We start from the raw sequence: 16,018 nt of genomic DNA, 5'->3' as shown, positions 1-16,018 counted from the left end.
TGATATTTTTAAGTCCATGTGATACGATAATAGGCAGTACATTAAATATCATAATAATGTTGATAGAGACAGTAGGCTTTGAACTAAAATTCAAGCGAGCCGGCGGTAGTGTGAGGTCGGTATGAGTCGTTTAAAGCGGAACATCACTCTGGAATTGCAGGCTGAAAGAAATTGCAAGTAGGCTGTGCCGGGACCCACCGTTATATGGGTTGCATATGATTGTATGTGAAATAGGTGGTATAATGACAGCTCAGCTTTCATCCTGTTTTGGGGTGGAAGTTTTTTTAGTTTAGCGAAAGCTTTCATCCTGTTTATGTAGGATGAAAGCTTTATTTTTAAGGGGGAAATGCATTGTATAAGAAAGTAGAAACAAATCTTAATTTTGTTGATCGTGAAAAAAACATTGAACATTTCTGGAAAGAAAAAGATATCTTTAAAAAAAGTATTGAACAGCGTGAAGGCTCGCCAGCGTTCACATTTTATGATGGACCGCCTACAGCGAATGGAAAACCGCATATTGGTCATGTTTTGACTCGAGTTATCAAGGATATGATTCCTCGTTTTCAGACCATGAAAGGTCATAAAATTCGTCGTAAAGCTGGCTGGGATACACATGGCCTACCGGTTGAACTAGAAGTTGAAAAACAGCTGGGACTCGATGGAAAAGAACAGATTGAAAAATATGGTATTGAACCATTTGTGAAAAAATGTAAAGAAAGTGTTTGGCAGTATAAAGGTATGTGGGAGGATTTTTCCAGCACCGTTGGCTTTTGGGCGGATATGGATGATCCTTATGTAACCTATGATAATTCGTTTATTGAATCCGAATGGTGGGCGCTGAAACAGATTTGGGAAAAGGGCCTTTTGTATAAAGGGTATAAAATCGTACCATATTGTCCACGCTGTGGAACGCCGCTATCTTCCCATGAAGTTGCGCAGGGCTATAAAGATGTGAAAGAAAAATCGGCGATTGCCAAGTTTAAAGTAAAAGGTGAAGATGCTTACATTTTAGCCTGGACGACTACACCTTGGACATTGCCGTCAAATGTGGCACTTTGTGTGAATCCAGATATTACGTATGTAAAAGTAAAAAACAATGAAACAATTTATTATATGGCAGAAGCTTTATTAGAATCGGTTCTTGATGGTGAATACCAGGTACTTGAAACGTTTAAGGGTAAAGAGCTTGAATATAAAGAGTATGAACCATTGTTTGCGTTTGCCAATGTTACGAAAAAAGCTTTTTTTGTAACCTGCGATACGTATGTTACAACGAGTGATGGGACCGGAGTGGTTCATACAGCACCAGCTTTTGGGGAAGATGATTCAAGAGTCGGTCGTAACTATGATCTCCCATTTGTTCAATTTGTCGATGGCAAGGGTGAAATGACCAAAGAAACGGATTGGGAAGGTGTTTTTTGTAAAAAAGCTGATCCGTTGATTTTGCAGGCATTGGAAGAGAAAGGACTTTTATTTAAAGTCTTAGATTTTGAACATAGTTATCCACATTGTTGGAGATGTGATACACCACTCATTTATTATGCAAGAGAATCTTGGTTCATCAAGATGACAGATGTTAAGGAAGATTTGATTCGCAACAATAATACGGTTAACTGGATACCAGAAAGTATTGGCAAAGGCCGTTTTGGTGATTGGCTCGAAAACCTGCAAGACTGGGGAATCAGTCGGAATCGATATTGGGGAACCCCGCTTAATGTTTGGGAATGTGAATGTGGAAAGCAGCATTCGATTGGTTCGATTGAAGAGCTGAAATCCATGTCCGATAATTGTCCAGCAGATATCGAATTGCATCGCCCGTTTATTGATGATGTGACCATTACGTGTCCAGCGTGCGGCAAACAAATGAAACGTGTTCCCGAAGTTATTGACTGTTGGTTCGATTCTGGTTCCATGCCGTTTGCCCAGTGGCATTATCCGTTTGAAAATCAAGATATCTTTAAAGAAAATTTCCCAGCGGATTTCATTTCGGAAGCTGTTGATCAGACTCGTGGATGGTTTTATTCATTGCTGGCTATTTCGACATTATTGTTTAATACAGCGCCTTATAAAAACGTCATTGTTTTAGGACATGTACAAGATGCCAATGGTCAAAAAATGAGTAAATCAAAGGGTAATGCTGTAGATCCGTTTGATGCACTCCAGGAACATGGAGCAGATGCTATTCGTTGGTATTTCTATGAAAATAGTGCTCCGTGGCTGCCAAATCGTTTTCATAAAGCAGCTGTAACGGAAGGTCAGCGTAAATTTATGGGCACCCTGTGGAATACCTATGCATTTTTTGTTTTATATGCCAATATTGATGATTTTGATGCAAGTAAATATACACTTGATTATGATAAATTACCAGTTATGGACAAATGGCTTTTATCGCGTCTTAATACATTGGTTAAAACAGTAGATGATAATTTATCAAATTATAAAGTAACAGAAACAGCAAAAGTTCTGCAAGGTTTTGTTGATGAAATGAGTAATTGGTATGTAAGAAGAAGTCGGGAACGTTTCTGGGCGAAAGAACTTACGCAAGATAAAATCAATGCCTATATGACTCTTTATACAGCACTGGTTACCGTGGCCAAAGCGGCTGCGCCAATGGTTCCGTTTATGACCGAAGATATGTACCAAAATCTTGTTTGTGGTATTGATGCGGCCGCACCGGAAAGCATCCATCTTTGTGATTTCCCAACTGTCAACGAACAATGGATTGATAAAGAGTTAGAAACAAATATGGAACTTGTACTTGAAATCGTGGTACTGGGGCGTTCGGCAAGAAATACGGCAAATATCAAAAATCGTCAGCCGATTGGCAATATGTACGTAAAAGCTGCGGCTGAGTTAAATGATTTTTATAAAAAAATCGTGGAAGAAGAACTGAATGTTAAAGCGGTTACGTTTAAAGACGATATGGAAGAATACTTAACATATAGTTTTAAACCGCAATTTAAGGTTCTGGGACCAAAAGTTGGTAAACAAATCGGCGAGATTAAAGCAGCTCTTGTTACTGTCAATGGTCATGAAGCTAAAGAAGAACTTGATAAAACGGGCGAATTAAAGCTTACCATCAAAACGGGTGAAGTGATTTTACTGGCGGAAGATATGGAAGTTTCGATGGCACAGACTGAAGGATATGTATCCGATCGCTATAATGGTGTCATTGTGGCACTGGAAACGACATTGAGTCAGGAACTTCTTGAAGAAGGTTTTGTTCGTGAAGTCATCAGCAAATTGCAGACGATGCGTAAAGATAATAAATTTGAAGTAATGGATCGTATTGACGTTTATGTAAATGGCAATGAAAAAATTGCGAAACTCATGACGGCGAATGCAGCGACAATCAAAGATATTGTTCTGGGTAATGAAATCCATGTAGGCAGCATGGTCGGATTTACGAAAGAATGGAATATTAATGGTGAAAAAGTCGAATTAGGAATTCAATAAGCTAAATTTAAAAACAAGATCTTCGTTTCGGCGAAGATCTTGTTTTCATTAGGGAAACGCAGTAGAATCTTGACTTTCAATTACTCTATACGCTATAATGTTAGTCAGTAATAGCTAGAAAAAGATGTGTAACTTTGTATATTTATAAAGCTGAGGAAACAGAATAGTAGATTAGGACTATGTGTCAGAGAGTTGGCGGCAGCTGCAAGCCAATACATAGGCTGATTGAACTCACTGCGGAGGCGCAGCCATGCTGCCGTTGATTGCGTTAAAATCAAGAGAGGGCGGCAAGACCGTCAATCAGGGTGGTACCGCGATAAATTCGTCCCTGGCTTTATAAGCCAAGGGACGTTTATTTTTTTATGCAGCAAGCACATGTTTGAATTTTAAGGAGGAAAAAACATGGAAGAACGTTATGTCCCGCAAGGGATTGAAAAGAAATGGCAGAAAAAATGGGCTGATGATCATGCCTATAAAACAGAACTTGACCGTAATAAACCAGAGTATTATGTCTTGGAAATGTTCCCGTATCCATCGGGCAATTTACATATGGGGCACGTACGAAATTATTCGATTGGTGATGTAATTGCTCGTTATAAGGCAATGCAGGGCTACAATGTACTTCATCCAATGGGATTTGATGCATTTGGTATGCCAGCGGAAAATGCAGCAATCAAACACGGTGTGCAGCCTGCAGACTGGACTTATTCAAATATTGAAAATATGAAACGTCAGCAGCGTGAAATGGGTCTTTCCTATGATTGGGATCGTGAAGTAGAGACTTGCCGTCCTGAGTATTATCGTTGGACACAATGGTTTTTTGAACTATTTTATGAAAAAGGGCTCGCTTACAAGAAAAAAGCATCGGTTAACTGGTGTAATGAATGTAATACAGTGTTGGCGAATGAACAGGTTATCGACGGTCATTGTTGGCGTTGTGACTCTGAAGTAATTAAAAAAGATTTAGCACAATGGTTTTTTAAGATTACGGATTACGCGGATGTGCTTTTGGAAGATCTTAAAGAACTGAAAGGCTGGCCGGAACGTGTTAAAACGATGCAGGAAAATTGGATTGGCCGCAGTGAAGGTGCCGAATTTAGTTTTGATGTACCAGATTTTTCCGAGAAAATTCCTGTATATACGACGTGTCCACATACCGTTTTTGGTGTGACTTATGTAGTTTTGGCAGTAGAACATCCTTTAGTGGAAAAACTAATTAAAGGCCGGGAAAATGAAGCCGAAATTCGCAGCTTTATGGAACGGGTTCGTAAGCTGACAGAATTGGAACGTACATCGAGTGAATCGGCCAAAGAAGGTATGTTCACGGGTGCTTATGCTGTAAATCCGTTTAATGGCGAACGGGTGCCAATCTGGATCACGAATTATGTTCTCTATGAATATGGTACAGGTGCCGTTATGGGCGTACCTACACATGATGAACGTGATTGGATGTTTGCCGATACGTATAATCTTCCGAAAAAATTGGTTGTCAATAATCCAGAAGGTACTTTGACTTTAGAATCAATGGATCATGCTTATGTTGATGCTGGTGTTTTGGTGAATTCAGGAGAATTTACTGGAATGGACAGCGAAAAAGCAAAACCAGCTATTATTGACTGGATTGAAGCACAAAAAGTGGGCCAAAAACGTGTTAATTATCGTTTGCGCGATTGGTTGATCTCACGGCAGCGTTATTGGGGTGCACCGATTCCGGTTATTTATTGTCCAAAATGTGGCGAAGTTCTAGTGCCAAAAGAGGACTTACCAGTTAAATTACCGGAAAATGTGAACTTCGCGACAGGTTCCGTTTCGCCACTTGCCCAGGCGGAAGATTTCGTCAATTGTACTTGCCCAAAATGTGGTGGTAAAGCACGGCGTGAAACCGATACAATGGATACGTTTATGTGTTCATCTTGGTATTACATGCGTTATACAGATCCTAAAAATGACAAAGCACCGTTTAGTGATGAACAAGTAAATTATTGGATGCCAGTTGATCAATATATTGGTGGGATCGAGCATGCTATTTTGCACCTTTTATATTCACGCTTTTTTACAAAAGTCTTAAAAGATGCCGGGTTGGTTAACTTTAATGAACCGTTTAAAAATCTTCTGACGCAGGGGATGGTCATTAAAGATGGTTCGAAAATGAGCAAATCGAAGGGGAATGTTATCTCGCCAGAAGAAATCATTAGTAAGTATGGTGCGGATACGGCGCGTCTCTTTATTTTATTTGCGGCACCGCCAGAACGTGATCTGGAATGGAATGACCAAGGCGTTGAAGGTGCGTATCGTTTCTTAAAAAGAGTATGGCGTATTATTAGTGAATTTGAAGATGTTATGAAACAAAATGTCGTAGATTACGATATAGCGGCTCTGGCCAAAGATGAAAAAGAATTACGCCGTATTTTGCATGTTACGATTAAAAAAGTGACAGAAGATATTGGCGAGCGGTTTAACTTTAATACAGCAATCAGCTCCATTATGGAACTCGTCAACGCTTTTTATAATGTTAAAGACAAAAAAGACCTAAATGCGGGTCTGGTTCATGAAGTAATTGTTGATCTGCTTAAATTATTAGCTCCTTTTGCACCGCATATGACGGAAGAACTTTGGAGTCTCATCATCGCCGATGGCAGTGTGCATAAAGCCAAATGGCCTGTTTATGATGAAAAAGCAACGATCCTTGATGAAATCGAAATTGTTTTGCAAGTCAACGGCAAGGTACGTGATAAACTTGTGGTAGCGGCTGATTTAAGTCGTGAAGATTTGGAAAAAGCGGCACTGACAAAACCGCATGTACAAGATTACATCGCTGGGAAAACGATTGTGAAAGTGATTTGTGTTCCGAAAAAACTGGTGAATATTGTTGTGAAATAAAAAATGATCAAATACCGATTGATGGCAGTTTTGCCTGAAATCGGTATTTTTGTCGCTCCGGATATATTGCGAGGTCTTTAGAAAAAATCTGTTTTATATAGGATTTTAAAATTTCATGACGAAGGAAGTATATACAATTTTAAAAAGCAAGAGTCAGTTAGAGAAAGCGGGGATGTTATATGCCAATGTACAAACGATCCATGGCGGTGTTTTTGGTTTTGGCAGTACTGATCATTGGTGGAAGTTTGTATGGTTATTATGAAAAAGATACAGCTATTACGTTAGATGCAGCGGCTAAAGATGATTTGCCAGCAGCTGAGATTACAGTCTATGTGTCCGGTGCTGTCAATAAACCGGGGGTGGTAAAACTGCCAGAAAAAGCAAGAGTTGTCGATGCGGTGAACCTTTGCGGTGGTGTTCTGGCGAGTGGCGATGCTGGAAAGATCAATATGGCACAAGTTTTAAAAGATGGTATGCAGATTGTTGTACCCGAAAGACTGGCGGCCAATACATCGGGGAATGAGGTTCAGAGCAAAGCAGGGACAGCAGGCAGTTCTTCTAAGCTTATTAATATCAATACTGCCGATGCCAAAGAATTAGATGGTCTGCCTGGCGTAGGACCAGCAATGGCGCAGCGTATTATCGAATATCGGACAATTTCCGGTCCTTTCCAATCAATTGAAGATTTAAAGAAAGTCCATGGCATGGGGGCGGCTAAATTTGAAAAACTAAAAGACAAGGTGTCTTTATGAAAATAGGTCAAAATCAGCTGGTATTTATTAATTTGCTCATTGCTTTTTTGGTGCTGGGCATTTTTTGTGCAGGGAAGCTGAGACTGCCTGTTTGGTGTGTTGTGGCTGGTTTTGTTATTTTGTTGATTTACGATATGTGGGGGCTTTATCAAGCCAAAGAATCTGCTGCTTATGGATTATGTTTGCTGTTTTATTGCTTGGGATTTATAGTATGCAGTGAGTCTTTATTGGTGTCAAAGAACAATATTAGCCGTTTTGTGAATGAGTCGGTTCAAATCCAAGGGGTTGTTGCCGAGGCACCCAGGATTACCGTAGGAACAGATGATAGTGAAAAAATTCGTTATATCATTGAAGTTCAGTCCGTTGGCAAAAACAAGGCTCCCGTTTTTGCTGATGGAAGTATATATGTGTACGTTTCACAACCAGTGACAAAGCCCGTGGGCAGAATTGGTGATGTTATTACAGCAAGTGGGGTGGTTAAGGCTCTGCATGGTTACCAAAATCCAGGAATCATTGATACAGTCGCCTCAGCCCAGCGGCAGGGCATTACAGCACGTTTGAATTTAGGGAAAAGCGATGTTAAGATTACCGAAGCAAACGTACATCCTTTTTTGCGTAAAGCGGATGAATTGCGCAAAACGTTACGGGTAGCTATGGAAAAAGTAATGTCCAAGGAAGATGCAGCCGTTCTATTTGCAATGCTGTTCGGTGGCTATGATGGAATCAAACCAGAACTTTTAGATTCTTTTACCGCAACGGGTATTATTCATATTTTATCCGTATCGGGGTCCCATATTACTTTATTGGCTGGAACTTTGGTTTGGCTAGGGGGTGTTTTGCGTTTAAAATCATCTTTAATGGCAGTTTTCATTACGTTGGTTATTTTAGCGTATACAGTATTGGCAGGTTGTGTTTCACCAGCGGTTCGTGCCGCTATTATGGGAATATTGACCTTTGCCGCCTTGGCCTTTGAGCGTGAAGCGGATGCCAGGCGGATATTGAGCTTAGTAGGTTTTTTGATGATTTTGCTAAAGCCACAGCTCATCTATGATATTAGTTTCCAATTGTCGTTTGCGGCGACCGGCGGACTTTTATATTTATCCCCGTTTCTAAAAGGCAAACTCGATTTTTTGCCAAAGTGGCTGGCGGCGAATTTATCTATAACCTTGGCAGCGCAAATCATGGTTTTACCTTTTTTAGCCTGGTATTTTAACTCGGTGTCAGTGAGTTCGCTGCTCGCAAATTTACTGGTGGTGCCGATTTTAGAATACGTGATTGTTCTGGGTCTTACCGCGGGACTTTTCGGGTTGATTCTGCCCGTAGCACAAAATATACTCTTTGCGCTTTGCAGTTTATCCATTGGATTTGCCTATGAAATCACTAACTTCATAGCACGTATTCCTGGTGGGAGTATCTATTTACCATCCGGTGGTATTGCAAGTGGTATCGTTTACTATCTCTGTCTGGCCGGTTGGGTTCAATATGGCAAGGCAAAAGAAGTCTGCCAGCGAATGGATTGGCAGCATTATAAACAGGTGCTTTGTTTGCTTTCTTTTTTGGGAATTGCAGTTTTTATTTGGCAATATAGCAAAGAGCAGCCCCTATCTGTTCATTTTATTGACGTTGGGCAAGGGGATGCAATTCTTATTGTGTCACCACAAGGAAAAGCCGCTATGATTGATACCGGTGGTATATTAAATAGTGATTTTGATATAGGCTCAAGAGTCGATTTGCCTTACTTACGTCATTATGGGGTTACAAAACTTGATTATTTAATTTTGACCCATGTTCATGTTGATCACGCAGGCGGGGCGGGCTCTATTTTGCGTAAAATTCCGGTCGATCATATTATAACGGGTCGTGAAAATCGGCAGGAATATGCGCAAGTATTTAAAATGGGCTTGGAAAATGAGCGCGGCCGAGCGATGATTCCGGCGTATGAAGGACAAACCATTTTTTTAGATCAAGTAAAACTGGAAATCATTCATGCAATGGATGCCGTGCAAGGCGGCACGGGCAATGAAGTCTCCAATGTTATCAAAGTCAGTTATGGTCAGTATAGTTTTTTGATTACGGGAGATTTAACAGAGGCAGAAGAAAAACAGATGATAGCGAGGGCTGCTGATATGCAAAGTACGGTGCTTAAAGTCGGACATCATGGTTCAAAAACATCTTCGAGTCAAGACTTCTTGGATGCAGTTCATCCCGCTTACGGTGTCATTTCCGTTGGAGCCGATAATAAGTTTGGTCATCCCGATCAGGTGGTTTTAGATCGTTTAGCACAGAATCATATTCGGTTTTGGCGAACGGATGAAGCTGGTGCAATCGTTTTTTCTAGTGATGGTAAACGGCTAGATGTTCGTACATTTCGGGGCGGGGGTTAGTTGGTTTTAGGGGGCAGCTTAGTTTTACAAATGCGATAAAATATTATATGATACAGAAAACAGCATTTCCTAACGAAATGGAATAGATAGGTGTAGAAATAAATGAATTATGCTGAAGCAATGACAGCAATTAAAAAAAATGATCTGAAATCGGTGTATTTGATTTCAGGTGAAGAAACATATTTGACCGATAAAATAGAACAAGCTTTGCTGAGAAAATTATTGCCAGATGGAAATCGAGATGGTTTGCAGCGATTTAATGGTGATATTGATTTACATGAATTGATGAATCTCATTGAGTCAGCACCTTTTTTTACAGACAAAAATGTAATCTTGATTCGTGGTACAACTTTGTTTAAGGAAAAGAAAAAAGCAGCTAAGACAAAGGAAACGGCAAATCCAGTGGAAGAGCAATTTATGCATCTGCTAGAGAATATGCCGCCTTACAGCGTTTTGATTTTGGAAACACCAGACAAAGCGGATAAACGTCGTAAAATTTATAAAACAATTGCAAAGTTTGGTATGGCCGCTGAGGTAGAGGCTATTAGGGCCTGGAATATCAAAGACTGGCTGCAGGAAAAACTCATTGAAATCAATAAACAGTTTGATCGTGAAGCGTATACGTATTTTTTTGAAATCACTGGGGTGATGAATCAAATTTCTTTGGGGTTTTTAGATCAGGAACTCGATAAACTGGTTCTTTATACCGATCGCCAGTTAATTACGAAACAAGATTTATTGCAGGTTTTATCGAGTATTCCGGAAGTATCGATTTTTTCGATGCTCGATGCCATTAGTGATAAAAATATAAATAAGGCGATTCTGTTATTATCTGAGCAATTAGCGGGCGGGATTCATCCTCTGGCGATATTGACACTTTTGACGCGTCACACGCGTCAGCTCTGGCAGGCAAAGACTCTGCAGGCCAAAGGATATAAGGGCAAACAACTGGCAGCACCGTTGGGGCTCGTTCCTTTTGTTGCTGAAAAAGTTGGTATGAAAAGTTTGAAGTTTACGGAACCTGTTTTAAAAAAAGCTTTGCTGAATTTGGCAGAGGCTGATTATAAATTAAAATCGGGGCAAGCGAATGTGGCTCTTCTGGATCAAATTGTCATTGAGTTATGTATGTGAACCGAGATAAAAAAGCCATCACTTGCTTTTATTTTTTATTTTAGTAAAAATCAGTGATGGCTTTTTTAGGCAAAATTTTGCTAAACGTAAGAAAGCCTGTCCGTTAGGACAGGCTTTTTATCACATCATGTAAAATTAGTTCGCTAAAGCGTTAAGTTTACGAGCTAAACGGGACTTTCTGCGAGCAGCAGCGTTTTTATGAAAAACGTTGTTAGCAGCAGCCTGATCGATCGTTTTGCTAGCAGTAATAAGGAGGGCCTTAGCTTCATCTGCATTGCCTGCTTCAATAGCTTCGATTAATTTACGGGAAGCAGTTTTAACAGCGGATTTAGCAGAAAAGTTTCTGGCACGACGTTCAGCGTCAGATTTTACACTACGAATAGATGATTTAATATTTGGCAAGTGATTCACCTCCTTAATGGTTTGTTACCTAACAATTCTAGCATGATGGCTTCGGAAAATCAAGACCTAATTTTCCGAAGCGAAGACGGCTGGAGTGATTCTATATTTGAAACAAAGCGTAGCGGCAATTGCTAAAAGCTATCTATTTACTTGCGGGGAGATTGGATAAAATGATATACTTATAAATAGTATTCGTAATTAGCTCGTAGGAGGAAAAAATGCAAACTAAAAATATTCGTAATTTTTCTATTATCGCTCATATTGATCATGGCAAATCAACGATTGCGGATCGTTTGATTGAATATACAGGAACTTTATCAAAACGTCAAATGGAAGCACAAGTTCTTGATACCATGGATCTTGAACGCGAACGGGGTATAACGATTAAAGCACAGACCGTACGGCTTGATTATCAAGGCAAAGATGGACAGATGTATCAACTTAATTTGATTGATACACCGGGGCATGTTGATTTTACCTATGAAGTTTCACGCAGTTTGGCTGCTTGCGAAGGGGCTTTGCTCGTCGTCGATGCAGCGCAAGGCGTGGAGGCACAGACTTTGGCGAATGTTTATATGGCATTGGAACATGATTTAGAAATTATTCCGGTCATTAATAAAATTGATTTGCCAAGTGCTGATCCAGAAAAAGTGAAAAAAGAAATTGAAGATATAATTGGACTGGATACATCCGATGCAGTTCTTGCCAGTGCAAAAGCAGGGATTGGTATTGAAGAAATTTTAGATCAGGTTGTAGCGAAAGTTCCAGCTCCTTCGGGAGATCGAGACAAACCACTTAGTGCTTTGATCTTCGATTCTTATTTTGATGCGTATAAAGGTGTTATTGCCTTGATCCGTGTGATGGATGGCAGCATTAAACCTGGTATGAAACTGAAGATGATGGCTACGCAAAAAGTTTTTGAAGTTACGGATGTAGGCTGTTTCAGACCAGCTCCAGTTAATGTGGGCGAACTTAGTGCCGGTGAAGTTGGCTTCGTTGCAGGAAGCCTCAAAAATGTAAAAGATGTGCGTGTTGGTGATACCGTAACGTATGCTGATAATCCAGTCGCCAAAGCATTGCCGGGGTATCGTGGCATTAATCCGATGGTCTATTGCGGGTTGTATCCAGTGGATAGTTCGGATTATGATAATTTGAAGGATGCACTCGAAAAACTTCAATTAAATGATGCGGCTTTATTATTTGAACCGGAAACATCGATGGCACTTGGCTTTGGTTATCGCTGCGGGTTTTTAGGGCTTTTGCATATGGATGTTGTCCAAGAACGACTGGAACGCGAATATAATTTAAAACTCATTACGACAGCACCGAGTGTAATTTATCATGTTTATAAAACCAATGGTGATTTGTTGAAAATTGATAATCCGGCGAATCTGCCACCGCTTACGGAAATTGACCATATTGAAGAACCATTTGTGAAGGCAACGATTATTGTACCAAATGATTATGTTGGTGCGGTTATGGAAATTTCACAAGATAAACGCGGTGAATTTAAGAATATGGATTATCTTGATGTGAATCGTGTCCTTATCAAATATCATATTCCTTTGAGTGAAATTATTTATGATTATTTTGACCGTCTTAAATCATCGACGCGTGGTTATGCTTCGCTCGATTATGAACTTACCGATTATCAGACATCAAAACTGGTGAAATTAGATATTCTGTTAAATGGCGAACCGGTTGATGCTTTGTCAACGATTGTTCATGTTGATCGGGCAACCTCGCGCGGCCGTCAGCTAGCGGAAAAACTCAAAGCGATTATTCCCCAGCAGATGTTTGAAATTCCAATTCAGGCAGCGATCGGTAACAAGGTCATTGCTAGGGAAACTGTACGAGCTATGCGCAAAGATGTGTTGGCAAAATGTTATGGCGGCGATATTACGCGTAAGCGCAAACTGTTAGAAAAACAAAAAGAAGGAAAGAAACGCATGAAGTCGGTGGGGAATGTTGAAATTCCACAGGAAGCTTTTATGGCGATTTTGAAGATTGATTGATTATGAAGCTGGGACTATACATTCACATACCATTTTGCTTGCAGAAATGTTTTTATTGTGACTTCCCATCTTTTGCAAATATAGCAGATTTAAAAGAGGCTTATACGGACGCTTTGTGTAAGGAAATTCTTACACAAGGCGCTCTTTTGCCTTGTGCGGTCATTGATACACTTTATATTGGCGGCGGTACGCCCACCACATTGTCAGACGGTATGCTGAGCCGAATTCTCGCAGCTGTAAAGCAGGCTTTTCACTTTAGTGAGGCTATGGAATGCAGTATCGAAGCAAATCCTGGTACGGTGAATCAGCAACAGTTAGAAACTCTCCGGCAGGCGGGTCTCAATCGCATCAGCTTTGGTGTTCAGACGTTTGAGGATAAGCTGCTTGCCAAAATCGGCAGAATTCATACGTCAAAAGAAGCGCGTCAGTCTGTTTTGTTGGCACAAGCTGCTGGATTTACGAATATCAACCTTGATTTGATGTATGGGTTGCCTGGTCAGACGTTAGCTATGCTCGAAAAAAGCATGCAAATAGCTATGGACTTAGGAGTGGCACATATTTCAATTTATGGTTTAATTGTAGAAGACGGAACCGTTTTTGCTATGCAAAAAAAGCAAGGTCGATTGGAACTGCCCTCGGAAGAACTTGTGGAACAGATGTATGATCGAATTATGGCAGTCTTGCCAGAGGCCGGATATGAACGCTATGAAATTTCTAATTTTGCGAAAGCAAAGTGCTATAGCCAGCATAATTTGAAGTATTGGCAAAATCAGCCCTATCTTGGCCTTGGCGCGGCTGCACATTCTTATATTGATGGTTGTCGTTATGCCAATACCCATGATGTGAAAGCCTATATCGCGGCAGTAAATAGTGGAAAACTCGTAGCTGAGACGGAAGAGGACATGACAAGCACTGTTTTAATGGAAGAATTCTGTTTTTTAGCGTTGCGGACAAAATGGGGCATTGAGTGTGAAAAATTTGCGGACAATTTTGGTCAGTCGCTTTTTACGGTATATGGTGATGTCATCAAAAAACTGCAAGTGAAAAATTTACTGGCGGTTGATGGCGGATCTGTTTATTTGACAGCATTGGGTATGAAATATGGCAATCAGGTTTTTGCTGAATTTCTTTTGGATACATGACAAAAAAACGATTTACAATGTTGACATTTTGCCGGAAGAGTGGTACATTTTTATTAGACATTAGCACTCACTAGTTTAGAGTGCTAACAATAGGAGGTGGAAAAATGCTTGACGAGCGCAAACAACGTATTCTCCAGGCAATTATTAACGATTATATTTCCACCGCAGAACCTATTGGCTCTAGGACAATTGCCCGCAAGTATGATCTGGGTGTAAGCTCGGCGACAATTCGCAATGAAATGGCCGACTTGGAATTACTCGGCTATATAGAACAGCTTCATACATCATCAGGTCGTATACCATCGTCAAAAGGGTATCGTTTTTATGTCGATGACTTATTGATTCCCGCGGCGATGACGGAGAATGAAATTACACTAATCAGGAATTGGTATAAGGCAAAAGTAAAGCGTGTTGAAGAAGTTTTTCAAGAGACGGCAAAGCTTATATCAAGAATGACAAAAAATGTTTCATTGGTGCTTGCACCGCAGTTATCACAAGCTGCTTTTAGGTGTCTGCAATTTTTACCGCTTGATTCGAAACGTGTGATTGTTGTTATTATGACAGATGCAGGGTTTATTGAAAATAAAATTATTTTTGTGCCATCTGGTGCTGCGTTTGAAGATTTTCAACGTATGGCTATTGTCATAAATAAACATTTAATGGGGCACACGATGGATTCGATCACATCTGCTACTTTGCGTAAAATAAGAGATGATATCATGGATACATCTTTATTTGATGCGGCGATGGATGTGATTGATAAGGCTTTAATGGTTGATAAAAAAGAGCGGATTTATTTAGGTGGTACAACGCAGCTTTTAAATCAACCCGAGTTTCGTGATGTTGAAAAAGTCAAAAATATTTTATTGATGCTAGAAGAAGAACAACTCTTATGTGATATATTACATTCTAATACAAGTCATGGGCTGAGTGTTTCGATTGGTCATGAAAATAAATATAGTGGCATTCAAGATTGCAGTATTATTAGCGCAACGTATCATTTAGATGGCGAGCTTTTAGGTACGATTGCAGTCTTGGGACCAACTCGTATGGAATACGGGAAGACGATCGCTTTGCTTGATTTTATGAATGAGAATTTATCACAGGTTTTACAAGAGTTTGGTTGGTAAGTAAGGGCATTTTGTAAAGAAACGATATAAAATGAGAAGTCACAGTAATTAAGTTGAATGATAAAAAGAGGTGAGGTTTTTAAGATGGCATTTCTCAAAGAGGAACTGAAGAAAAAAGATGCTGTAATAATGGATGAGATGAAAAAAGAAATTGATAAGGCCGAGAAAGAAGACCAGCAGGAAGCTCAAGTTGTCGAGCAAGAAACACTGACGGCCGATGAAGTGACTACGGAAGTAAATAGTGAAATCGAAACATTGAAAGCTGAACTGGAACAAAAACAAAAAGATGTTTTGGAACATGCAGATCGTGTAAAACGTCTGCAGGCTGATTTCGATAATTTTCGTCGTCGTACACGTCAAGAAAAAGAAGAACTATCAACCTTTGTAGTTCAAGGCTTAATTAAAGATTTGCTGCCGCTTTTAGATAATTTGGAGCGTGCTATCAGTGTAGAATCAGCTGATGAAACATCGCTTCGCGAAGGTGTTTCTATGATATATAAACAATTTTTTGCAGCACTTGAAAAAAATGGACTAGAATCTATAAAAGCAGTTGGTGAAAAATTCGATCCGAATTTCCATCAGGCTATTATGCGTGTCGAAGACGCGGATAAAGAAGATGATATTGTTGCTGAAGAACTGCAAAAAGGTTATTCGGTTCATGGTCGGGTAATCAGACCAAGTATGGTTAAGGTAGTTGCTAATTAATTTTAGATAAATAAAAATAAA

Annotated in this window: 10 protein-coding genes and 1 other annotated feature; of the genes, 9 read left to right on the top strand and 1 reads right to left on the bottom strand. The window is 39.9% G+C overall.

Going from position 1 to position 16,018, the window contains the following annotated elements; genetic code table 11:
• Positions 1-351 precede the first annotated feature (351 nt).
• The 5 genes from ileS (at position 352) to holA (ending at position 10,603) form a co-directional block, all read left to right on the top strand.
• Positions 352-3,456 carry an isoleucine--tRNA ligase gene (gene ileS, locus F606_RS0107570; RefSeq protein WP_019553283.1) on the top strand — a complete coding sequence of 1,035 codons (3,105 nt, stop codon included), beginning with the start codon at positions 352-354 and terminating at the stop codon, positions 3,454-3,456.
• A 144-nt stretch (positions 3,457-3,600) separates the two neighbouring features.
• Positions 3,601-3,789, top strand: a binding site (T-box leader).
• A gap of 69 nt (positions 3,790-3,858) precedes the next feature.
• Positions 3,859-6,336 (top strand): leucine--tRNA ligase, encoded by a 2,478-nt coding sequence (gene leuS / locus F606_RS0107560; RefSeq protein WP_019553281.1) that lies wholly within the window; start codon positions 3,859-3,861, stop codon positions 6,334-6,336.
• 179 nt (positions 6,337-6,515) lie between these two features.
• Positions 6,516-7,088, top strand: a complete 573-nt coding sequence (locus tag F606_RS0107555) for a helix-hairpin-helix domain-containing protein (protein ID WP_019553280.1) — start codon at positions 6,516-6,518, stop codon at positions 7,086-7,088.
• On the top strand, positions 7,085-9,472 hold the full coding sequence (locus F606_RS0107550) for a DNA internalization-related competence protein ComEC/Rec2 (RefSeq protein ID WP_019553279.1): 2,388 nt from the start codon (positions 7,085-7,087) through the stop codon (positions 9,470-9,472). The genes F606_RS0107555 and F606_RS0107550 overlap by 4 nt, the downstream gene beginning before the upstream one ends.
• A 102-nt stretch (positions 9,473-9,574) precedes the next feature.
• The gene (gene holA / locus F606_RS0107545; RefSeq protein ID WP_019553278.1) at positions 9,575-10,603 is read left to right on the top strand and encodes a DNA polymerase III subunit delta; all 1,029 of its coding nucleotides are present in this window, start codon (positions 9,575-9,577) and stop codon (positions 10,601-10,603) included.
• 135 nt (positions 10,604-10,738) lie between these two features.
• On the opposite strand, the gene rpsT is transcribed toward holA, so the two are convergent.
• Complete coding sequence (gene rpsT, locus F606_RS0107540) at positions 10,739-11,005, bottom strand: 30S ribosomal protein S20 (protein ID WP_019553277.1); 267 nt, start codon at positions 11,003-11,005, stop codon at positions 10,739-10,741.
• A 218-nt stretch (positions 11,006-11,223) separates the two neighbouring features.
• Between rpsT and lepA the strand changes: the two genes are divergently transcribed.
• The 4 genes from lepA to grpE all read left to right on the top strand — a co-directional run bounded on the left by lepA (position 11,224) and on the right by grpE (position 15,997).
• Complete coding sequence (gene lepA, locus F606_RS0107535) at positions 11,224-13,020, top strand: translation elongation factor 4 (RefSeq protein WP_019553276.1); 1,797 nt, start codon at positions 11,224-11,226, stop codon at positions 13,018-13,020.
• A gap of 2 nt (positions 13,021-13,022) precedes the next feature.
• The gene (hemW, locus tag F606_RS0107530; protein WP_019553275.1) at positions 13,023-14,162 is read left to right on the top strand and encodes a radical SAM family heme chaperone HemW; all 1,140 of its coding nucleotides are present in this window, start codon (positions 13,023-13,025) and stop codon (positions 14,160-14,162) included.
• A 104-nt stretch (positions 14,163-14,266) separates the two neighbouring features.
• Positions 14,267-15,292 (top strand): heat-inducible transcriptional repressor HrcA, encoded by a 1,026-nt coding sequence (gene hrcA, locus F606_RS0107525; RefSeq protein ID WP_019553274.1) that lies wholly within the window; start codon positions 14,267-14,269, stop codon positions 15,290-15,292.
• An 84-nt stretch (positions 15,293-15,376) separates the two neighbouring features.
• Complete coding sequence (gene grpE / locus F606_RS0107520; RefSeq protein WP_019553273.1) at positions 15,377-15,997, top strand: nucleotide exchange factor GrpE; 621 nt, start codon at positions 15,377-15,379, stop codon at positions 15,995-15,997.
• Positions 15,998-16,018 lie beyond the last annotated feature (21 nt).

It is taken from the genome of Propionispira raffinosivorans DSM 20765, assembly GCF_000381065.1.
GTDB classification, from domain to species: Bacteria; Bacillota; Negativicutes; order Selenomonadales; family Selenomonadaceae; genus Propionispira; species Propionispira raffinosivorans.
This window is presented reverse-complemented; position numbering and strand designations above follow the sequence as displayed.

Bases quoted from the DNA above. Each gene is read 5' to 3' on its own strand.
- lepA (WP_019553276.1), top strand. From the start codon at position 11,224: ATGCAAACTAAAAATATTCGTAATTTTTCTATTATCGCTCATATTGAT.
- holA (WP_019553278.1), top strand. From the start codon at position 9,575: ATGAATTATGCTGAAGCAATGACAGCAATTAAAAAAAATGATCTGAAA.
- hemW (WP_019553275.1), top strand. From the start codon at position 13,023: ATGAAGCTGGGACTATACATTCACATACCATTTTGCTTGCAGAAATGT.
- F606_RS0107555 (WP_019553280.1), top strand. From the start codon at position 6,516: ATGCCAATGTACAAACGATCCATGGCGGTGTTTTTGGTTTTGGCAGTA.
- grpE (WP_019553273.1), top strand. From the start codon at position 15,377: ATGGCATTTCTCAAAGAGGAACTGAAGAAAAAAGATGCTGTAATAATG.
- leuS (WP_019553281.1), top strand. From the start codon at position 3,859: ATGGAAGAACGTTATGTCCCGCAAGGGATTGAAAAGAAATGGCAGAAA.
- hrcA (WP_019553274.1), top strand. From the start codon at position 14,267: ATGCTTGACGAGCGCAAACAACGTATTCTCCAGGCAATTATTAACGAT.
- F606_RS0107550 (WP_019553279.1), top strand. From the start codon at position 7,085: ATGAAAATAGGTCAAAATCAGCTGGTATTTATTAATTTGCTCATTGCT.